This is a genomic window from Promicromonospora sp. MS192 (genome assembly GCF_049532985.1).
GTDB lineage: Bacteria > Actinomycetota > Actinomycetes > Actinomycetales > Cellulomonadaceae > Promicromonospora.
Window position 1 is genome coordinate 4,176,389 of the sequence record NZ_CP186693.1, and the last position, 20,218, is coordinate 4,196,606.

At 69.5% G+C, this 20,218-nt stretch carries 16 protein-coding genes, 3 tRNA genes and 1 riboswitch; of the genes, 6 read left to right on the forward strand and 13 right to left on the reverse strand.

The window, feature by feature from the left end; genetic code table 11:
- Positions 1 to 48: 48 nt before the first annotated feature.
- On the reverse strand, positions 49 to 1,803 hold the full coding sequence (gene thiC / locus ACO229_RS18765; RefSeq protein WP_423462436.1) for a phosphomethylpyrimidine synthase ThiC: 1,755 nt from the start codon (positions 1,801 to 1,803) through the stop codon (positions 49 to 51).
- Positions 1,801 to 1,906: riboswitch (TPP riboswitch) on the reverse strand. It overlaps the preceding gene by 3 nt.
- A gap of 136 nt (positions 1,907 to 2,042) precedes the next feature.
- Between thiC and ACO229_RS18770 the strand changes: the two genes are divergently transcribed.
- The gene (locus ACO229_RS18770; RefSeq protein ID WP_423462437.1) at positions 2,043 to 3,383 is read left to right on the forward strand and encodes a C39 family peptidase; all 1,341 of its coding nucleotides are present in this window, start codon (positions 2,043 to 2,045) and stop codon (positions 3,381 to 3,383) included.
- A 78-nt stretch (positions 3,384 to 3,461) separates the two neighbouring features.
- Here the strand turns inward: ACO229_RS18770 and ACO229_RS18775 are convergent, their stop codons facing one another.
- The 7 genes from ACO229_RS18775 to ACO229_RS18805 all read right to left on the reverse strand — a co-directional run bounded on the left by ACO229_RS18775 (position 3,462) and on the right by ACO229_RS18805 (position 7,528).
- The gene (locus ACO229_RS18775) at positions 3,462 to 5,720 is read right to left on the reverse strand and encodes an N-acetylmuramoyl-L-alanine amidase (protein ID WP_423462438.1); all 2,259 of its coding nucleotides are present in this window, start codon (positions 5,718 to 5,720) and stop codon (positions 3,462 to 3,464) included.
- 114 nt (positions 5,721 to 5,834) lie between these two features.
- Entirely contained in the window at positions 5,835 to 6,257 is a 423-nt protein-coding gene (locus ACO229_RS18780) for a MaoC family dehydratase (protein WP_397418914.1), read from the reverse strand.
- Positions 6,254 to 6,739 (reverse strand): FAS1-like dehydratase domain-containing protein, encoded by a 486-nt coding sequence (locus ACO229_RS18785; protein ID WP_397418912.1) that lies wholly within the window; start codon positions 6,737 to 6,739, stop codon positions 6,254 to 6,256. The genes ACO229_RS18780 and ACO229_RS18785 overlap by 4 nt, the downstream gene beginning before the upstream one ends.
- A gap of 26 nt (positions 6,740 to 6,765) precedes the next feature.
- The gene (rpmG, locus tag ACO229_RS18790; protein ID WP_013837798.1) at positions 6,766 to 6,936 is read right to left on the reverse strand and encodes a 50S ribosomal protein L33; all 171 of its coding nucleotides are present in this window, start codon (positions 6,934 to 6,936) and stop codon (positions 6,766 to 6,768) included.
- A gap of 83 nt (positions 6,937 to 7,019) precedes the next feature.
- Positions 7,020 to 7,096: transfer RNA gene (locus ACO229_RS18795), tRNA-Met, on the reverse strand.
- A gap of 52 nt (positions 7,097 to 7,148) precedes the next feature.
- Positions 7,149 to 7,221, reverse strand: a tRNA-Thr gene (locus ACO229_RS18800).
- 225 nt (positions 7,222 to 7,446) lie between these two features.
- Positions 7,447 to 7,528 (reverse strand) — tRNA-Tyr (locus ACO229_RS18805).
- Between the two features lie 125 nt (positions 7,529 to 7,653).
- Between ACO229_RS18805 and rarD the strand changes: the two genes are divergently transcribed.
- Complete coding sequence (rarD, locus tag ACO229_RS18810; RefSeq protein ID WP_423462439.1) at positions 7,654 to 8,556, forward strand: EamA family transporter RarD; 903 nt, start codon at positions 7,654 to 7,656, stop codon at positions 8,554 to 8,556.
- A 55-nt stretch (positions 8,557 to 8,611) separates the two neighbouring features.
- On the opposite strand, the gene ACO229_RS18815 is transcribed toward rarD, so the two are convergent.
- Positions 8,612 to 9,148 carry a carboxymuconolactone decarboxylase family protein gene (locus ACO229_RS18815; RefSeq protein WP_423462440.1) on the reverse strand — a complete coding sequence of 179 codons (537 nt, stop codon included), beginning with the start codon at positions 9,146 to 9,148 and terminating at the stop codon, positions 8,612 to 8,614.
- Positions 9,149 to 9,244: 96 nt separating this feature from the next.
- Between ACO229_RS18815 and ACO229_RS18820 the strand changes: the two genes are divergently transcribed.
- On the forward strand, positions 9,245 to 10,270 hold the full coding sequence (locus tag ACO229_RS18820; RefSeq protein WP_423462441.1) for a sigma-70 family RNA polymerase sigma factor: 1,026 nt from the start codon (positions 9,245 to 9,247) through the stop codon (positions 10,268 to 10,270).
- 97 nt (positions 10,271 to 10,367) lie between these two features.
- Positions 10,368 to 11,243 carry a carbohydrate kinase family protein gene (locus ACO229_RS18825; RefSeq protein WP_423462442.1) on the forward strand — a complete coding sequence of 292 codons (876 nt, stop codon included), beginning with the start codon at positions 10,368 to 10,370 and terminating at the stop codon, positions 11,241 to 11,243.
- A gap of 34 nt (positions 11,244 to 11,277) precedes the next feature.
- On the opposite strand, the gene ACO229_RS18830 is transcribed toward ACO229_RS18825, so the two are convergent.
- Positions 11,278 to 12,213: an HAD family hydrolase gene (locus ACO229_RS18830; protein WP_423462443.1), complete on the reverse strand. Its 936-nt coding sequence runs from the start codon at positions 12,211 to 12,213 to the stop codon at positions 11,278 to 11,280.
- A gap of 109 nt (positions 12,214 to 12,322) precedes the next feature.
- Complete coding sequence (locus ACO229_RS18835; protein ID WP_423462444.1) at positions 12,323 to 12,946, reverse strand: TetR/AcrR family transcriptional regulator; 624 nt, start codon at positions 12,944 to 12,946, stop codon at positions 12,323 to 12,325.
- Positions 12,947 to 13,044: 98 nt separating this feature from the next.
- Between ACO229_RS18835 and ACO229_RS18840 the strand changes: the two genes are divergently transcribed.
- Both ACO229_RS18840 and ACO229_RS18845 read left to right on the forward strand, forming a co-directional pair.
- Positions 13,045 to 14,562 carry an MFS transporter gene (locus ACO229_RS18840; RefSeq protein WP_423462445.1) on the forward strand — a complete coding sequence of 506 codons (1,518 nt, stop codon included), beginning with the start codon at positions 13,045 to 13,047 and terminating at the stop codon, positions 14,560 to 14,562.
- A 640-nt stretch (positions 14,563 to 15,202) separates the two neighbouring features.
- Entirely contained in the window at positions 15,203 to 15,883 is a 681-nt protein-coding gene (locus ACO229_RS18845; protein WP_423462446.1) for a hypothetical protein, read from the forward strand.
- Positions 15,884 to 16,229: 346 nt separating this feature from the next.
- Here the strand turns inward: ACO229_RS18845 and ACO229_RS18850 are convergent, their stop codons facing one another.
- Positions 16,230 to 17,096 (reverse strand): alpha/beta fold hydrolase, encoded by an 867-nt coding sequence (locus ACO229_RS18850; RefSeq protein WP_423462447.1) that lies wholly within the window; start codon positions 17,094 to 17,096, stop codon positions 16,230 to 16,232.
- Between the two features lie 599 nt (positions 17,097 to 17,695).
- Positions 17,696 to 20,134, reverse strand: coding sequence for a hypothetical protein (locus tag ACO229_RS18855; RefSeq protein WP_423462448.1), 2,439 nt, complete (start codon positions 20,132 to 20,134; stop codon positions 17,696 to 17,698).
- Positions 20,135 to 20,218: the final 84 nt, after the last annotated feature.

Sequence of the window (20,218 nt, forward strand, 5' to 3'; positions counted from 1 at the left end):
TTCTGGCACACAGGAAAGGGCGAACATCCCGCACTCAACGGGGACGGGTCAGGCGCGGAGCTGCGGGGACGGGAGGTAGACCTCGCCGCCCGCGGCACGGAACTGCGCGGACTTGGCCGCCATGCCCTCCTCCGCCGCGGCCGCGAGCGCGGCCTGGGCGGGCGCCCCGCCGAACTCGTCGCGGATGTCCTGCGAGATGCGCATCGAGCAGAACTTGGGTCCGCACATCGAGCAGAAGTGCGCGGTCTTCGCCGCCTCGGCCGGCAGCGTCTCGTCGTGGTACGCCTCGGCCAGCTCGGGGTCGAGCGACAGGTTGAACTGGTCGCGCCAGCGGAACTCGAACCGGGCCTTGGACAGGGCGTCGTCCCGGTCTCGCGCACCGGGGTGTCCCTTGGCGACGTCGGCGGCGTGCGCGGCGATCTTGTAGGTGACCACGCCCGTGCGCACGTCGTCACGGTCCGGCAGGCCGAGGTGCTCCTTGGGCGTCACGTAGCAGAGCATCGCCGTGCCGTACCGGGCGATCTCGGTGGCGCCGATGGCGGACGTGATGTGGTCGTAGCCGGGCGCGACGTCGGTGACCAGAGGGCCCAGCGTGTAGAACGGGGCGCCGTCGCACAGCTCCTGCTGCCGCTCCACGTTCTCGCGCACCAGGTGGAACGGGACGTGGCCCGGGCCCTCGACCATGACCTGGACGTCGTAGGTCCAGGCCCGCTTCGTGAGCTCGGCGAGCGTGTCCAGCTCGGCGAACTGGGCCTCGTCGTTCGCGTCGGCGAGCGAGCCGGGGCGCAGGCCGTCGCCGAGGGAGAACGCCACGTCGTAGGCCGCGAAGATCTCGCACAGCTCGTCGAAGTGCGTGTAGAGGAAGTTCTCCTGGTGGTGCGCCAGGCACCAGCCGGCCATGATCGAGCCGCCGCGGCTCACGATCCCCGTGACCCGGTCCGCCGTGAGCGGCACGTACCGCAGCAGCACGCCGGCGTGCACCGTCATGTAGTCGACGCCCTGCTCGCACTGCTCGATCACCGTGTCGCGGTAGATCTCCCAGGTCAGCGCGCTCGCGTCGCCGTTCACCTTCTCCAGCGCCTGGTAGATCGGCACGGTGCCGATCGGGACCGGCGAGTTGCGCAGCAGCCACTCGCGGGTCGTGTGGATGTCGTCGCCGGTGGACAGGTCCATCACGGTGTCGGCGCCCCACTTCGTGGCCCACTCGAGCTTTTCCACCTCCTGGGCGATCGAGCTGTGGACGGCGGAGTTGCCGATGTTCGCGTTGACCTTCACGAGGAACGCCTTGCCGATGATCATCGGCTCGGACTCGGGGTGGTTCACGTTGTTCGGGATGATCGCCCGGCCGGCCGCGACCTCGCTGCGGACCAGCTCGACGTCGCAGCCCTCGCGCAGGGCGACGAACCGCATCTCGGGGGTGACCACGCCCTGGCGCGCGTAGTGCATCTGGGTCACCCGCCGGCCGGGCAGCGCCCGGCGCGGGCGACGTCGTTCGCCCTGCCACTCCTGGGTCGCGGCGCCGCGACGCACCGCGCCGCGTCCGTCGTCGGCCAGGGCCCGGCGGCGGCCGTCGTACTCCTCGGTGTCGCCCCGGCCCACGACCCACGGCTCGCGGGCCGGGCCGAGACCGCGGACCGGGTCGGAGCCCGGACCCTGCGTGCGGTAGACCCGCACCGGAGGGTTCGGGCTGCCGTCGGGGGACGGCGCCAGCGTGATCTCGGTGACCGGCACCCGCAGGCCGGCGTCGTGCGCGGGATCGGTGCCGTGCTCGTACGCGAGCGTGCGGGAAGGGGTGTGCTCCATCATCAGACTCCTGCTTCCTACGCCGGTGTTAACCGGACAGGTTCAACGGTCCCGGGCCGTCCAGCCCGATCTCAGCCCCTGCGCGGGGCACCCGTGGGATCGCGGACGACGTTAGCACCGTGCCGCCGTGCGGGTCTTCTTCGGCCGTGCCCAAAACACTTCTGCACCCGCGTCCGCTCTGATAGAGAAGGTCGACGGCTCGCTCACCGGGACGTGGGCCCCGAAGCCTGGAGGCAGGCATGTCGGTACGGAGAAGGTTGCGGACCACGGCGTTCGCGCTGGCGACGACAGGAGCACTCGTGATGCAGGCAGGGATCACGGCGAGCGCCGTGCCCGCGGGCTCGGCGCCGGACGTGGCGGCGTCGGACAACCGGATCACGCTCACCGCGTGGGACGGGGTGCGGGAGCTCCGCGCGGGCGAGACCACCAACCTGCGTGCGGACGCCCGCGGCGGGCTGGTGCTGGGCCGGGGCGGTGCGGTGGTCGAGTACACCGACCCGTTCGGCGACGGCGGTGCCGTGCGCTACGAGACGGGCCGGTGGACGTCGCCCGTGGTCGAGACCAGGTACCCCGTCGACGAGTCGGTGAGCTCGTGGAACGCGAGGACGCCGACGGGGACGTGGGTCGAGATCGAGTTCCGCGGGCGCAAGGCCGACGGGGCGTGGACGAAGTGGTTCGTGATGGGGCGCTGGGCCTCGGGCGACGACTTCTCCCCCGCGGACGGCAGCGTGGGCGACATCCACCGCACCTCCGTGAACGGCCAGGCCGACGACGACGCGTACCTGTTCACCGACACGTACGTCGCGAAGTCGGGACACGAGCCGCACGCGTTCCAGACGCGCGTCACCCTGTACCGGCCGGAGGGCGCCCGGGTGTCCCCGCGGCTGGACGCCGTGACCACCATGACCAACGAGTACCTGCCCGACACGCACTACACCGGCACCAGCGACTTCACACTGGGCCGCGAGGTCGTGCTCGACGTGCCGCAGTTCAGCCAGAACATCCACCGCGGCGAGTACCCCGAGTTCGGCGGCGGCGGCCAGGTGTGGTGCTCGCCGACGTCGTCCACGATGGTCGTCTACTCCTACGGGCGCGAGGTGCCGCCCGAGGAGCTGGAGGGCATCGAGGCACCGAACGGCGACCCGCAGGTCGACTACGCCGCGATGAACACCTGGGACTACGCCTACGAGGGCGCGGGCAACTGGCCGTTCAACGCCGCCTACGCGAACAGGTTCGGGCTGACGTCGTTCGTGACCCGGCTGCGCTCCCTCGCCGAGGCCGAGCGGTTCGTCGCGGCCGGCATCCCGCTGGTCCTCTCGATCAACTTCACGGCGGAGGAGATGCCGGAGGCCGGGTACGAGACCGACGGCCACCTGGTGGTGCTGCGCGGGTTCACGGCCGACGGCGACCCGATCCTCAACGACCCGCACGGTGCCACGAACGACGCGGTGCGGGTCGTGTACACGCGGGAGAACTTCGAGCGCGTCTGGCAGACCTCGACCGACGGCCTGACCTACGTGTACCACCCGAAGGACGTCGACCTCCCCCGGAGGGTCCCGGGCCTCACCCCGAACTGGTAGCCCTCCGTCGAGTGCGGGATGTTCGCCCTTTTCCGTGTGCCGGAAGGGCGAATGTCCCGCACTCAACGGCGCCAGGGGTCAGCGGGGCGGGATCGGGAGCGGGTCGGACGTGTAGGACGCCGGGGTGTGGCCCGGGGCCGAGACGGTGACGCGGACCGTGAGGTCCGCTCCCCGGTCCCGGCCGGTCACGAGGTAGCGGCTGCCGGTCGCCCAGGCCACCGGCTCACCGTCGCGGAGCCAGCGGTAGGCCACGTCGACGTCGTGCGGCAGGTAGGTGCCGGCGTCGGCGGTCAGGATCCGGCCCACGCTGGGCCGGCCCTCGATCGAGGGTCCCGACACGTCCGCGACCACCGGGTCGTGGAGCTCGACGTCGGCCGCCTTGACGAAGACGTGCCGGTGCGCGAGCCAGAGCTGGTAGTACACGTCCTGCCCCCGGACCACCGTGCGGTCGCCCGGCCCCGAGCCGTCGAACGTCGTGGCGCGGTAGTAGTCCGAGGGCACGTCGTCGTCGGCCACGGCGTAGGTCTGGCCCACGCCCACCGTGTACTCGATGGGCGTCACGGGCTGCACCGGCACGTCCGGGTACGCCTCGTACGCAGCTGCCTCGGGGTAGGCCCGGCCGAAGACCGGCGCCGGCGCGTCGCCCGCCACGGTGACCGTCTTCGCCGTCGCCGGCACCACCACCGGGCGGTCGGCCGGGTTGTGCAGCCAGGCCAGCGACCCGGCCCACCACACGCCCAGCCACTCGCCCTCGACCCGGTCGACGACGAGCTTGTGCCCGGACTGCACGCGCGCGCTCACGTCGCTCGCGTACGTGGTGCCGTCCGCGCCGTCCGGCTTCCAGCCCGGGTCCTTGGCCAGGGGCGCGTCGGCCGACGGCGCCTGGTACAGGTACCGGAAGTTGGTGCCCGCACCCTCGACGCAGGCGCCGGACCCCGGCGACGCCTCCTCGCAGCCCGTGACCACGTTGACGTTGTCGGCGTACCCCGTGCGCACCTCGACGACGTCGCCCGGCTCGACGTCCGTGGTCGCCTCCAGGTCACCGCCGATCGGCGCGCCCAGCAGCTCGAAGTAGTGGTCCCAGTCCCAGTACGGGCCGGGGTCCCAGTGCACGTTCTTCGTGTACCCGGGCAGGATGCCCGGCACCTGGTCGTGGCCGATGACGTGCGCCCGGTCCAGCGGGATGTCGTACTCCGCCGCGAGGTGGCGCACCAGCGCCGCCGACGACTGGTACATCGCCTCCGTGAACCACGTGCCCGTGCCGGCCCAGCCCTCGTGCTCCAGGCCGATCGAGTGCATGTTGAGGAACCAGTTGCCCGCGTGCCAGCCGACGTCGGCCGGGTCCAGGTGTGCGGCCACGTGCCCGTCGGACGAGCGCAGCGTGTAGTTCCACGCCAGGTAGGTCGGGTCCTGCACCAGGTTCACGCTGGGCTGGTAGGCCGTCTCGGTGTCGTGGATCAGGATGTAGTCGAGGCTCGGGCCACCCTGCCCGGTGCGGTCGGCCTGGTCGTGGTTGCCGTAGTCGCCGGTGCCGTCCGGCAGGTCCGGGGACCCCTTCTCGTACGGCGCCGGGAGCCACTCGCACCCGAGGTCCGCGGGGCAGTCGGCCTGCGGGTCGCTCGCCAGGGCGCTCCCCGGGACGGCGACGTCCGGGTTGCCCGTGAGGATCACCGCGCCGTCTTCCGGGGTCGTGGTGCCCGCGCCGTCGCGCAGCGTGCGGTAGACGTTCGCCGTGAAACCGTCGACGTCGCTCATGCGGGACACGGCGTCCTCCCAGGCACCCAGGTCTGCGGACGACGTGGCCGTCTTCGTGGCCGTCTCTGCCGCGCCGTCGCGGACCGCCTGGGCCTGGTAGGCGGCGAGCAGCGCCGCACCACCGCACACGTTGGCCTGCGCGTCCGACCGGAGCGTGGCCTGGTCCAGACCTGTCAGCGCCGCCGCGCGGGCCAGCTCGGACGTGCCCGTGCGGGCCGGGCCGGGCTTGTCGTTGACGGCCGACAGGGGCAGGCCGTCGCCGTGCGCGTGGCCCGGGCCGGCGTCACCCGCCAGGTTGAACACCCCGTAGCCGCCGTCGGTGCTCGCCTGGCCGGCGTGCTGGTCCCAGCGGGACTCCAGGTAGGAGACGGCCTTGAGCAGGTCGGCCGGCACCCCGGTGGCCGACGCCGCGGCGTCGAACGACTCGTCGAGCGAACCGGCGGCGAGCACGGGGGCGCAGGCGACCGTCCCGACGTCCGACGCCGTCCCGCCCGGCGGGGCGGCCGCTGCCGAGAGCGGGATGAGCGGTAGGAGTACCCCGGCCAGCGTGGCCAGGGCTGTGACACGTCGTCGTGACGGCACGCGAGGTTCCTCTCGTCGGACAGGATCGGTCGAGAGAATCACATCGGATCCGGCCCCGCACGGGAAGGGGCAGCGGGTTAAAAGTCCGTGACACGGGCGCCGGAGCGCCCCGGGTCAGAGGCGGACGACGGCCTGGGCGCGGCCCAGGACCTTGGCACCGTCCACCGTGACGGCGAGGTCGACGCGGACCGTGCCCGCCTCGGCGTCGACCGCACCGACCGTGCCGGTGACGTCGATCGACGCGACGCCCGGGTTCGGCACCTCGACGGGCTTGGTGAACCGCGTCTGGTAGTCGACGACGGCGCCCGGGTCGCCCGCCCAGTCGACGACCAGGCCCACCACGGTGCCCATGGTGAGCATGCCGTGCGCGATGACGCCGGGCAGGCCCGCCTCCTGGGCGAACCGGTCGTTCCAGTGGATCGGGTTGAGGTCACCACTGGCACCGGCATAGCGGACGAGGTTCGCGCGGTCGAAGGTGACCGTGCGCGTGCCGATCACGTCGCCGACGGCGAGGGTCGCGAGGTCGGGGCGGCTCATGCGTCCGCTCCCCGGATCGCGAGGGTCGAGACGACGGTGGCGACGGGCTCGCCGGGGGTGTCGGCCTCGGGGGACGGCACCTCGACGTGCTGCGGCATCGCGTAGATCTCGCAGCGCGTGGTCACCATGCTGATGGCGCCGCGGGAGACGACGCGGTCCACGTGCAGCACCGTCGTGAGCTCGTCGCCGGCGACGATCGGGCGGTGGTGCGTGAAGCGCTCGTCCGCGTGGACCACGCGCGAGAAGTCGATGTCGGCGGCCGGGTCACTGATGTACTGCGACTCGGAACGCTGCGCCACCACGACCGCGAACGTGGGCGGGGCGACCAGGTCCGGATAGCCAGAACCCCGCGCCGCCACGAGGTCGTGGTGCGCGGGGTGCGTGGCACCGACAGCAACGGCGAACTCGCGGATCTTCTCGCGGCCTACGGAGTAGGGGGCGTCGGCCGGGTAGACCCGGCCCTCGAAGTCAGGATTCGCCACGTCGGTCGAACGACTGCCTACGAGACTCAGCGAGTCTCGCGGTGCGACGTGTGCTTGCCGCAGCGCGGGCAGAACTTCGCCAGCTCCAGGCGGTCAGGGTCGTTGCGGCGGTTCTTCTTCGTGATGTAGTTCCGCTCCTTGCAGTCCACGCATGCCAGCGTGATCTTCGGGCGGACGTCCGCGCTCTTGCTTGCCATGGCTCTCACCTCCGCGCCTCGAGAGGGAGGCGCCATGTGTCTTCTCGTCGCCCGGCATGGGACGCCGGACGGATGTACTTGCTTGGTAGCGAGGGCGGGGCTCGAACCCGCGACCTCACGATTATGAGTCGTGCGCTCTGACCAGCTGAGCTACCCCGCCGCGCGTGACTGAACGCGAGGCCGTCCGGAGGACGACCCCGCGTCGATCACAGAGCCCCGAAAGGGAATCGAACCCTTGACCTTCTCCTTACCATGGAGATGCTCTGCCGACTGAGCTATCGGGGCGCGAGGAAGACTCTACATGCCCTCCGGCCTGGCGTGAAATCGAATCGGGTGTGAGGTGCGCCGCGCCGCCCGGACGAGCCCCCGGCAAGGGTTCACGGCCAGTCCGGACGGCCTGTCCGGACTGGTGCGGCGGCACGTGGAACGGCTCCGGCACCGGCGATGACGATGCGCCCGGAACGACGAACGGGAGCCCGGCTGACGCCGGACTCCCGTCCATGACTCACGTGGCTGGTGAGGGATTCGAACCCCCGAAGGCTGAGCCGTCTGATTTACAGTCAGATCCCTTTGGCCGCTCGGGCAACCAGCCGTGAACGGTGCCAACCATAGCCCCCCGACGGCGTCTGCGAGAAATCGAAATCGCGCCCCGCCTGGTGACGAGCCCCACAGGCCGGGCCGGGGCTCGCCGGACCGCCCGAGTCCTATGGTGACGGCGTGACACAACACCAGGATCGCTGGGGGCTGCCCCTCGGAATCGGCGCCTACCTGTTCTGGGGCGGGATGCCGCTCTTCTTCCCGCTGCTGGAGCCCGCGGGTGCCGTCGAGATCGTGGCCCACCGCATCGTGTGGAGCCTCCTCTTCTGCCTGATCGTGCTGACCGCCCTGCGCCAGCTCGCCGAGTTCTGGGCCGCGCTGCGCACGCCCCGCGTCCTGGGCACGTTCACCGTCGCGGCGGCCCTGATCGTCGTCAACTGGGGCGTGTACGTGTACGCCGTGCTCAGCGGCCGCGTGCTCGACGCCGCGCTCGGGTACTTCATCAACCCCATCGTGACCGTGCTGCTCGGCGTGCTGGTGCTGCGCGAGCGGCTGCGGCCCGTGCAGTGGCTGGCGATCGGCTTCGGTGTCGCGTCGGTCGTGGTGCTGTCCACCGGGCTCGGCGGGCTGCCGTGGATCTCGCTGTGCCTCGCGTTCTCGTTCGGCCTGTACGGCCTGGTCAAAAACCGGGTGGGCCGCACCGTCGCGGCGCTGCCCGGGCTCGCCGTCGAGACGGTGGTCGCCACCCCGTTCGCCCTCGCCTACCTGGTCTGGCTGGGCGGCAGCGGCACCTTCACGGGGCATGGCGCCGGGCACTCGCTGCTGCTCGTGTCCACGGGTGTGGTGACCGCTCTGCCGCTGCTCCTGTTCGGGGCCGCCGCGCGCCGCCTGCCGCTGTCCGTGGTCGGGATGCTCCAGTACCTCGCGCCCGTGCTGCAGTTCCTGGTGGGGGTGCTCGTGTTCCACGAGCACATGCCACCCGCCCGGTGGGCCGGGTTCTTCCTCGTGTGGGTGGCGCTGGTGCTGCTCACGGTCGACGGGATCCGCCGGAGCCGGCGAGCCCCTCGTCCCGGCCTGTCCTGACCCCCTGGTCGCGGTGCGGCGACCGCACCGGCGACCAGGGCCGTCGTCGGACGGATCACATGGTCCCGGGGACCTGGCGGACCGTCACGTTCAGGCGGTTGTACACGTTCGTCACCGCGATGTGCATCACCAGCGCGGCGAGCGCCTGCTCGTCGTAGTGCTCGGCCGCGGCGGCCCAGACGTCGTCGGGCACGGGGTCGGAGCTGTCGGCGATCCGGGTCATGGCCTCCGCGAGAGCGAGCGCCGCGCACTCGGCGTCCGACAGGAACGGCGACTCGCGCCACGCGGAGACCGCCGCGAGGCGGTCCTCCGACTCGCCGGCCTTGCGCGCGGCGCGCATGCCGTAGTCGATGCACCAGCCGCAGCCGTTGATCTGGCTGGTCCGCAGGTGCACGAGCTCCAGCGTGCTCGCAGGCACCCCCTGGCCGTGGACCGACTGGCCCAGGCCGTAGAGCGCCTTCACCGCACCGGGCACGATCATGGCCGGGTTCGTCATGCGGGGTGTCACGGTCCGCAGGTGCGGGGTGGTGGACACCTCGGGGGCGAAGTCGATGGTGCCAGTGGTCGTGCCCGTGGTCGTCTCGGTGGTCATCGCGGTCCTCTCGTCGTGGCCGGAGGTCCGGCCTGTCACACCGGCGCCCTGCGCGCCGTCACCCCTTCGACGACCCCGAGAACCAGGATGTGACAGATGACCCCCGACGAGCTCGCCTCCGCCTTCGAGCAGCACCGGCCGCGCCTGCGCGCGATCGCCTACCGGATGCTCGGCAACCCCGACGACGCCGACGACGCGCTCCAGGAGACCTGGTTGCGCCTGAACCGCACGGGCGCCGACGACATCGACAACCTCGCGGGCTGGCTGACGACGGTGACCGGGCGGATCTGCCTGGACCTGCTCCGGTCCCGCTCGACGCGGCGCGAGGACCCGCTGCCGTCGGGCCGGCCCGACGACACCGCCCCCGAGATCCTCGACGACGACGCCCCGGACCCGGTGCGCGAGGCGGAGCTGGCCGACATCGTCGGTGTGGCCATGCAGGTGGTGCTGGAGAGCCTCGACCCCGCCGAGCGCCTGGCGTTCGTGCTGCACGACCTGTTCGCCGTGCCCTACGAGCAGATCGCGCCGGTGCTGGGGCGATCGGTCGCGGCGTCGCGCCAGCTCGCGAGCCGGGGGCGGCGGCGGGTGCAGTCCGACGCGGCCGCGCGGTCGGGTTCCGCCGATCCGGACGGCGCAGGAGCGGCCTCGCCCGGGCCCGCACCCGGGTCGAGCACGGGCGTCCCGGCGCCTCCCGGCGCCGCACCCCGGGCCGACGCCGGCCGCCGGGCCGCCGTCACCGACCGGCAGGTGGTCGAGGCGTTCCTGCAGGCCTCGCGCACGGGCGATCTCTCGGGCCTGCTGGCCGTGCTCGCGCCCGACGTGGTGCTGCGGGCCGACCACGCCGCCGTGGAGGCAGCCGCCGCGGCCGCCGACCGGGGCGCGCCGCTGCTGGCCCGCGAGGTCCGCGGTGCGGCCGCGGTCGCGGAGGCGTTCCGGGGCCGGGCCCGGCTCGCGGTGCCCGCGCTCATCGACGGCTCCGTCGGGTTCGCCGGCGCGCCGGGCGGCATCCCGCGCTTCGTGTTCACGGTCGTCGTGCACGAGGGACGGCTCGCGGCGATCGACCTCACGGCGGAGCCGGACGCCGTGGCCGGGATGCGCGTGGTGCTGCTGGACCCGTCCTGAGCGAGCGCTGCGCGCGGTGCGCGATGGCCCACGCGGGCTCCGGGCCTGCGCCCGGCAGCGTCGCGGGCGGGCTCCCGGCCGGTGGCAGAGTGAGCGCATGAACAGCCCTCGCACCGTGGTGGCCGGCCCCGCGACGTGGAACACGATGGTCCGGCTCGACCGGCTCCCCGACCCACGGCCGCACACCGTGTTCGCCCGCGGGTCCGTGCGCACGCTCGGCGGCACCAGTGCCGGCAAGACCCTGCACCTCGCCGACCTGGGGGTACCCGTCAGCCTCGTGACCGACGTGGGTACCGACCCGGAGGCCGACCTGGTCCTGGAGGCGCTGGAGCATGCCCCGGGCGCCGAGGTGCTGGCCCGCCGGGTCGACGGACCGTCGGAGCAGCACCTCAACCTCATGACCGACGCCGGTGAGCGCCTGTCGATCTACCTCGCCGTGCCGGGTGCGTCACCCGCGCCCGACCCGGTGGCCGTCGAGCGCGTGGCCGGGGCCGAGCACGTGGTGCTGGACCTGAGCGCCGTGGGGCAGAGCCTGCTGCCCGCCGCGGCCGCGAGCGGTGCGACGCTCTGGACGGACCTGCACGACTACGACGGCACGTCCGCGTTCCACCGCCCGTTCGCCGACGCCTGCGCGCAGATCTTCCTCAACGACGGCACCGACGACCACCGCGCGCTCATGACGTCGCTGCTGGACCGCGGTGCGCGCACCGTGGTGTGCACGCTCGGCGCGCGCGGGGCCGTGGCGCTGACCGCCGAGGGCTGGTTCGAGTGCGCGGCCGAGCCCACGGAGGTGGTGGACACCAACGGTGCGGGCGACGCGTTCTTTGCCGGGTTCTTCGCGGCGCACCTGACGGGCGCGGGGACCGCCGAGTGCCTGCGCGCCGGTGCCCACCAGGCGACCCGCGCCCTGGCCACCCCCCACCTGAGCCCGCTCCTGCAGGACGGCCCCGCACACCGGGCACCGGCTGAGTAACGTTCAGCAGGCCGTGGGGCCGTAACTCGCCGGGTTACGGCGTCGCAGGGCCTGCTGAACGAACGTCAGCACGGTCCGCGCCGCGCCGGGCCGGCGAGCCCTGCAGCAGGCCGGCCAGGTGCTCGGCCACGCCGTCGTCGTCGTGGTGGCCGACGACGGCGTCCGCGCGTGCGAGCACCTCCGCGTGGGCGTTGGCGACGGCGATGCCACGGCCCGCCCAGGTGAGCATCGGCAGGTCGTTGGGCATGTCGCCGAAGGCCCAAACGTCCGCGGCGTCGACGCCGAGCCGCGCGCACCAGCGCGCCAGCGCGGCGGCCTTGTCGACGCCGGGCGGCATGAGCTCGGCCAGTCCGACGGCGCCGGAGTACGCCAGGTGGGCGTACTCCCCCACCGCTGCCCGCACCGCCGTGAAGAACGACTCCTGCGCCAGGCGGATCTCCTCCGGCGGGTCCGCGAAGACGCCGGGCGGCGGGACGTAGGCGGGGTCGAGCGCCAGGATCTTGGCCACCGGGCCGCGAGCGCCCGTCGCCCCGAGCGTCTCCTCGACCGGGACCGCCCAGAGCTCAGGGTCCAGCGCGGGCTCGCGCTTCGGGTAGTGCGGGTCGAACGCGACGCCGTCGGGACGTTCGACCGCCAGCGCGGCGTGCGGCAGCGCGGTCCGGATGCCGCCGACGACGGCGCGCACGGCGTCGTCGTCGAAACCGCAGGTGTCGAGGGTCTCGCCCGAGGCGAGGTCGAGGACGCACGCGCCGCCGATGCAGATGACGCGGCCGTGGCCGCCGACGGCGTCGGCGAGGTGGTTCAGCCAGCGGGGCGGGCGGGCAGTCACGAAGACGACCTCGACGCCGGCCGCGTCGAGGTCGGCGAGCACCTGCCGGGTACGGTCGGAGACCTTGCCGTCGCTGCGCAGGAGCGTGCCGTCCAGGTCGGTGGCGACCACCCGGGGCAGCCGGGCCGGGCTGACGTCCATGCTGACTCCCTGAGCTGCTCCCCGACCTGCTTCCTGGCGATGCACACCACACCCTATCCGGCGCGGCGCGCGGGTCCTCGCCGGCCGGGTACCCGGCCGGTTCGCCGGGTCAGGCGGCGGGGCGCGCGCCTGCGGCCGGCAGCACGACCCCGTCGATGGTCCAGAGCAGGAACTCCCGGTCGACGGGCCTGCCCAGCATGAGCACGCGGTAGGCGACCAGGGCCGGGCCGATCGTGCAGAGCCGCTCGACGTCGGCGTTCGCGGGGATCTCGCCGCGGGCGATGGCTCGCCGGAAGAAGGTCCGGTTGATGGACGCGCGGGGCTCGACGAGTGCCTGCTGCGCGGCGTCGGCGAGGTCGGGGCTGCGGGCGATCATCGAGGCGATGCCCGCCATCACCTTGAGCTTGCGCTCGCTGTCCCGGATGGTCGGCGGCTTGATCATGGCGACAAGGTCCCCGCGCAGCGTGCCGGTGTCCGGCAGCGACGCGTGGTCGAGGTCGCGGCCCTTCATGCACGCGACGGCGTCGAGGACCAGCTCGGACTTGGAGGACCACCGGCGGTAGAGGGTCGCCTTCCCGGCCTTGGCCCGCGTCGCGACCATGTCGATGGTCATGCCGTCGTAGCCCGTCTCCGCCAGGACGTCGAGCGCGGCCTCCAGGATCTCGGGATCGCGGGTGTGGTCCCTCTTGCGTCCGAGCCGCGGCTTCGCCTCGGCCTCGTCGACATGCGTCATCGCCGTCGTCCTCCTCTCTGCTCCCTCAGACCTTACCCGCGGGTTAATACTGAACCAACGGTATCCGGAACTCCCTAGTTCCGTATATGCTGTTGCGCATGTCCCAGACTTCAGCACCCGCGACGGACAGCCGTCGCTGGATCACGCTCGTCGTGGTCGGGCTCGCCCAGCTCATGGTCGTGCTCGACGCGACGGTCGTGAACATCGCACTTCCCTCCGCCCAGGCCGACCTCGACTTCTCCGACGGCCAGCGGCAGTGGGTCATCACCGCGTACTCGCTCGCCTTCGCGAGCCTCCTGCTGCTGGGCGGCCGGCTGTCCGACCTCATCGGCCGCAAGCGCACCTTCGTCGTCGGCCTCGTCGGCTTCGCAGGTGCCTCCGCCCTGGGCGGCGCCGCCGCCTCGTTCGAGCTGCTCGTCGCCGCCCGCGCGCTCCAGGGCGTGTTCGGCGCCCTCCTGGCGCCCACCGCCCTCGCCGTCCTGACCACCACGTTCACCGTGCCGCGGGAGCGCGCGCGGGCCTTCGGGGTGTTCGGCGCCATCGCCGGGGCGGGCGGCGCCGTCGGCCTGCTCTTCGGTGGCGTGCTCACCGAGTCGCTCGACTGGCGCTGGAACCTCTACGTCAACGTGCCCATCGCGGCGGTCGCCCTGTTCGGGGCGCTCACGTTCATCCCGCGCATCGAGCGCACGGGCCCGCGACCCCAGCTGGACGTGCCCGGCACCGTGCTCGTGTCCGGTGCCCTCTTCGGCCTCGTGTATGGCTTCTCCAACGCCGAGACCGGCGGCTGGGACGCACCCCTGACCTGGGGCATGCTGGCGGCGTCCGCCGTGCTCCTGGCCGCGTTCGTCGCCTGGCAGACGCGAGCGACGCACCCCCTCCTGCCGCTGTCGATCGTGCTCGACCGCAACCGGGGCGCCGCCTACCTCTCGGTGCTCATCGCGGGGGCCGGGATGTTCGGCATCTTCCTCTTCGTGACCTACTACCTGCAGCTCACGCTCGGGTACTCACCCATCCAGACCGGCCTGGCGTTCCTGCCGATGATCGGGATGCTCGTGGTCGCGGCGCAGCTCGGCACCAACCTGCTCGTGCCCCGGTTCGGCCCCAAGCTCCTGGTGCCGATCGGCATGACCCTCGGTGCGGCCGGGATGGTCGACCTCACCTTCCTGGACGCGTCGAGCACCTACGCCACGCACGTGCTGCCGGCCCTGATGATCATCGGCTTCGCGATGGGCACGATCATGCCCGCCTCGATGCAGACCGCCACGCTCGGCGTGGACCGGCAGTTCGCCGGCGTCGCGTCGGCCATGGTGAACACGAGCCAGCAGGTCGGCGGCTCGATCGGGACGGCGCTGCTGAACACCCTCGCCGCCACCGCCGCGGCCGACTACCTGGCGGCCCACGCACCCGTGACCGAGGCCGTCGGCGTCCAGGCGGCGATCACCAGCTACTCCACCGCGTACTGGTGGGGCGCCGGGTTCTTCGCCCTGGGCGCAGTGCTCTCGGCGCTGCTGTTCCGGCGCCGCGGCGAGGGGCCGTCGCTGACGGACGCCGCCCCGGCGACGGCATCCGACGCCGGCCGTGCCGACCGTGCCCCGGACCCGGTCCCGGTCGCCTGACCACATACCCGCGGGCAGAAGCTTCGGTCGGCGTTTCGTCAGGTGGTCGGCAACCCGGGTTGCCGACCACCTGACGAAACGCCGACCGAAGCTTCTGCTGCCGAGGGCAGGCGGCGGACCGAGCGTCAGCGGTAGTTCGTGGATCGCAGTTCGGACATCTGACCCGGTGTTGTGGGAGCGACAACGGCCGGGAACGTTGGAGTTCCAACGGTCCCGGCCGTTGGTCGCGTTGGGGCCGGATGGGCTGGCGCGGGCCTCTTGCGGACTATCTGCGGACTGGCACGGGCCTGCAATCTGCGAGGGAGCACGTAACCCGTCGTGGCAACAAGCCGACTTGTGCTGCAAGTGCGAGAAGGAATGGCGTTGTTTGGCAGTCTGATCTATTCGCGGGACTCCAGTGCGTCATCGTCCGCCGCGAGAGCCTTCAAGGCGGCCCAGACCTCGTCCTGGAATGCGTAAAACTCGGTCGCGTGGCCACTCGCCCGGACAACCATGGGCTTGGCTTCTCGCCGTGGCACACCGAGCCCACGGCGCAGGGCAGCCATCGTCCCGATGATCGACCACCCAGACCCGCCAGCGCAAAGGCTGAGCGACCTGGGACGGCTGCTGGCCCTTAGACCGGCGCAGATAGGCTCCGGCCGTGGAAATCAAGGTCAACGAGGGACAGCTAGTCGAGACCACGACGGATCAAGGGCTTGATCGCCGGGTGTCCGGTGAGTTCATCGGCCCGCGCGGCGAGCTGGCGTCGTACGCATTCGGCTGGGTTTCGGGCGCGGACTCCGGGCGCGTCTCCGTCGGGATCGGCGCCGGCAACCCGGGCGGCGCAACCATCCACGCAGCGGTGTTCCCCCACGACGGCGACATCGCCTACGCCTTGGTCGACGAACCCTTCGAGACCGTGCCCCAGGGCGGCCCGCACCTAACCGCGGTCGAGGCCAGGGAACATGAGGATCTTCCGTTCATCTGGGCTGTGATCGATGCCGTGATGGCTCTCGACAGCCGCGCGGGATGGCTACGACACTGCGTCCTCGGCACGGCCAGCATCGCCACGGCCGAAGTACTGGCTGGCGGGGAACCGGTGCTGTCTGTCTCGCACGACGGCGACGATGGGATGTGGCAGTTCATCGGGACGTCTGACCCGACCGTCGAGAACGGAAGGATCGGCCACCTCCACCATGTCGTCGAACTCGACGTCACCCTGATCGAGGTACTGAACCTCGGACCCGGTGAGCACGCCACCCGCACACGCGTAGGCGGCCCATGGACCAGGTCCGACGCGAACGGGCGACGGCGAAGGCGTGGCCTGCTCGGACGACGCTGACAAGCGCCCAGGATGCCGGCACTCTCGGGTCTCACGCCGGGTTCTCCCGGAGGGTGTAGCGGTATGTCTCGCGGTGTCCGACGGGTTAGTTGGGCACCGCGAGAACGTTGGAATGTCGGAGATTCAACGGCGTCACGGTGCGTTGGCAAAGTTGGCGTCAGATGGGTCCGACAGCGGTCGTGTGTACCCGATGCGTACCGGGCTACGCCCAAACCGCGACAGCTCGTCGCCGTCCGAGGGTCTGCGGTGCTCGGGCCCTCGCAACGGATCGCTCTCGCCTTCCACAGGTGGTGACCGACGCAAGTCATGCCGAGGTGGGCCGCGAAGTCGATGGTGGGCTTGTCATTCAGCGTGCCGGGTCGACCTGACGAGAGACAGCAGCACGAAGTACCGCCCCGAACTCGGCCGGGCGTTCCATCCAGGGATGATGACCCGCTCCCGGAATGATGGTCACGTCGCAACCCAGCTCCACTGCCAGCCGCCGCAAACTTGCGGCGGGCCGGGGATCTTCCGCCCCGCCGATGATCGAGGAACCGACGGGAAGGACCTCGCGCAGCAGGTCGATAGTGTTCTCCAGCGGGTCCGTCCTCTTGTCCGCGTTGACTTGGGCGTTCATGGTCCAGTTGATCGGACGCAACGCGCGCGCAGACGCCATCGCCCAATCCCACGCGTGGTCTGGGTCAGCATGATCGGTGAACCACGACAACGCCAGGTACTCGATCTCTTCCTCATCAGTACGTGAAGTGAGCGCGTCGAGTGCCTCGAGCCGAGCCTGCTGCGAATCAGAGCGGCGCGCCTGCTCCGCGGTGCGCGTCGGATCGCGCCAGGGCCCGACAAACGGCCCGCACAGGTAGACAACTCCTGCGACGTGCTCCGGGTGCGCTCTGACGAAGAAGCTCGTCAGATCGGTTCCGTACGAATGCCCTACCAGGACCACCCGGTCATAGCCCCAGGCGTCGATCAGCTGCCAAAGGTCTTGGACATGGCGCGCCACGGTGTGCAGGCCGTTCCATCGGGAGCCGCCTGTGCCTCGCTGGTCGTAGCGGTGCACCTGAGTCATGTCATCGATCGAGGTCGCGACTGGCTCCAGGTAGTCCGGGAGTCCCGGCCCGCCGTGGACCAAGACGACCGGAAACTTATCCACAGCAGCAGTGCCCGACTGCCACGTCCTCAGTCGAACACCGTCGTTCATCTCCACCCAGTGCTTCGCCATCGTGACGACACCATACGGAGTCAGACCACGCAGGGGCCCCAGGCGTTCCAGACGCCGGCCCATTCCGGCGATTCCGCGATGCAGTAGTTCGGGGATCACAGTTCGGACATCTGGCACGGTGTCGAGGGAGCTGGAACGAACGGGACCGTTGAAACTCCAGCGCTCCCGGCCCTTGGTCATGTCGGCGCCGGATGGGGGGCGCGAGTCTCTTGCGGACTATCTGCGGACTGCGTGTTGCGCATGGCTTGCTCATCGCCCCGTCGCCAACAACATCCGCCATGGTCGCGGTAGGTGCGGGCGACAGCGTCGCCCCCCACACCCCTAAGGGCGGACCACCAGCGCAGTACGCCCTTGGTTGCTTGGCGAGCATTCGTGCGGCGAGGTCATTGATGTGAGCCGGGATGTTGACCTTGCGGCCGGGCCTGCGCCTGCGCTACTCGCGCAGAGGCGCTTGTCTGCCCGACGACGGCCACAAGAACAACCGCCAGGAAAACCTGGCATACCACCCGCTGACGAATCCGACCTCGGCTCGACTGAGGGCACATTTTGCGGGTCCATATGCTCCCACACCACGATCAGCTACGACCACATTTCGCCATCTAGTCTGCGCGCGATGCGATATTCCGATCGCCATCAACAGTCGAAGCCAGAGTGTCAGACCTATCAAAACCGACGCTCATCGACGGCTCGCGCCTTCGGGGGTACGAAGCCCAGTAGTCTTCGTATGCGGAGTCGTGACCTCTCCTGAAGCGCAGAGACTCGGCTCCGTTGCCAAACGTCGCGCCACGGACGATCACCTGCTCAGCACCGGATGGCATCGGAAGCCACTCGTAATGAGACGGCGAATGGATCTCGATTACATCACCGGAATCGCCTCGAAACTCCGCGATGGAACGTCCCCAACTACGCTTTCGAACGTCTGCTAATGAAAACAACTGCGGAGTCAGCCCAGTTGCCTCCATCTTCTTTATCGCACGCCCCACATCATCCAATGCGTCAAGAATTACCCCTGGCTGGGGAGGCACAGGTGTTGCGTGAAGCATCTGATTGCGCACCATCGCGATCTGCGAACCATTGAGCCGCGCGGTCACGTCTCGAAGCACAGCCTTGACAGACTGCTGGGCTGCTGGGTCGAGATCAAGGTAGGGAGTCGTATGAACAAACGGGAAGGCCTGCATCGACGTATGCCCGGCAAACCTCGGAAGCGAAGCGGCGGGCCGCTTATATTCCTTCGCACGACCTTCCCGACTCTCCAGCTCACGAGCAAGAAGACCAAAGGAACCGATCAAAGGTGCGAGCGTTAGCTTCGCTGAAGCATCCAGGCCCTCGTAAGATTCGCGAGACGCCGCCGCAGCAATGGAACTTCGCGCGAACGATTCTGCTGCGCTCGGGCGAAACACAAACTGTTGACCTGCTCCGTAGTGGTCGTGCAATAGTGCCCACCATGAGAACACCATCGCCTGGTACAGATAGTTCTCTAGCGCTACCGCTTGATGCGCGGCGGCCGCGCGAAGCGACGAACTAACTCTCACTGATGTCACCGGAGTAGATCGAGCCGCCTGACCAAATTCATTGTGGGTATTCCAGTAGTCTGAAGACGGGCCGACCGGCGCCGGGAGCCGAAACCCGAGCTTCCAGAGCGCCCTTGAAATGGTTGTTGACTCGTCATCATGCGCACGAAGTTCTGTAGCAAGGAAACGTCCAGCGCGTTCAAGGTTCTCAGGCCGAGCGAAAATGAATCGTCGCAGGACCGTGGCTGGGTCTTCACGCCGAACAAGAGAATCGATGGCCATTTCAACGTTTCCGTCATCGCCAAGCAATTCTTCACTGTCACGAAGAAGCCATTTAAGGGCGACAGTGTCACTCTCGCTATTTTGATCGTAAAGCTCACGCACGAGCGCCGACAAGCGGAGGTTTGCGAGGTACAAGTCTCCCGTGGTCGAACGAAATCCAAGCTTCGACAACTGAGGGCGAAGGTTCCAAGCGGTTGAGCGGTGCCTACGGTTAACCCGCAAAATCCGGACCTCACCGTCGGGGATCTCGATTACACCCTGTTCTATCGCACCGTCCAGGTACCCAGCGAGGGATTTGTCATCCTCTGTCAACAAGAGTTGATGCATCTCGGCGCGCGAAAGTTGTTCGGAAATTGCGTCCGGTGCACCCTTCTGGCCCAAGGTGGCGCACGTGCTCAAGAGACTACCTGATGAGTTTTTCAGAACGTAGGTGAAGAAGTGTTGCATTTCACCATCCGACAATGCGTCCCCAATGAGGAATGGAACACCCTGCATCGATCGATCGTTGTAGTCCTCATCTCGCCGCTCGACTTTATCGACAAGATACCCATTCCAGTCGCTGGGATCCTGGCCTATGTTCTCTAAAACCTTGTTGATCGCGGACCTGGCGCGCACTATGCGGGCTTCACTACTGGTCGATAATTGGACGGGGTGGACCCGCGCGCACGTCGGATCCGGGCAGTGCTGGAGAGGAATCGAGGTGCGGGGCGACACGTGTCGCTCGAATTCTGTTTCGATCAATCCATACGGCCCGACGAGAAAGTTGGCGATGTGAAAAACCCCGACCGGGGCATCCTCTAGCAGGGCTATTGTATCTTCGTGACGAAGATAGTCACGCTCGTCTGCAAACCGTTCGGCCGCCCGATCGTAGAGATCCCTACCATAGATGTACGGGTACAAAATCTTACGCTGCTTAATCTCGCTTCCAATTGTGGAGACAAGTTGCCTGGTATCCACCTCGTCGAAGTCGACAAGAGGCGTGATGTGCACGAGGGTCAGGTACGCGACTAGTCGCGCCTCCTTTACATCCACCTTCTCTTTCCGCACCAACGCATCGATAACCTCGCGACCAGAGTCCGTGAAATGTAGTGCGTTGTTTATCGAATCGGGGATAGTGTAGTTCCGCCGAATAATGCTTTCACCGAGGATCCGCGATAGGGCGACGTGAGTGAGGAGTTTCGGAGCGAATTCTTCTTCCGGGTAGGCTTCGGCAAGTTCGGACTTGCTGAGCGGCGCCCTAGGCACTGTGAGACCTCCGTTGGCTACTCGTGCTGGCAGAACCTGCCGCAGGGTTGCTTGCAGCAGCTTCGGTGATTGTGGGCGGTGAAC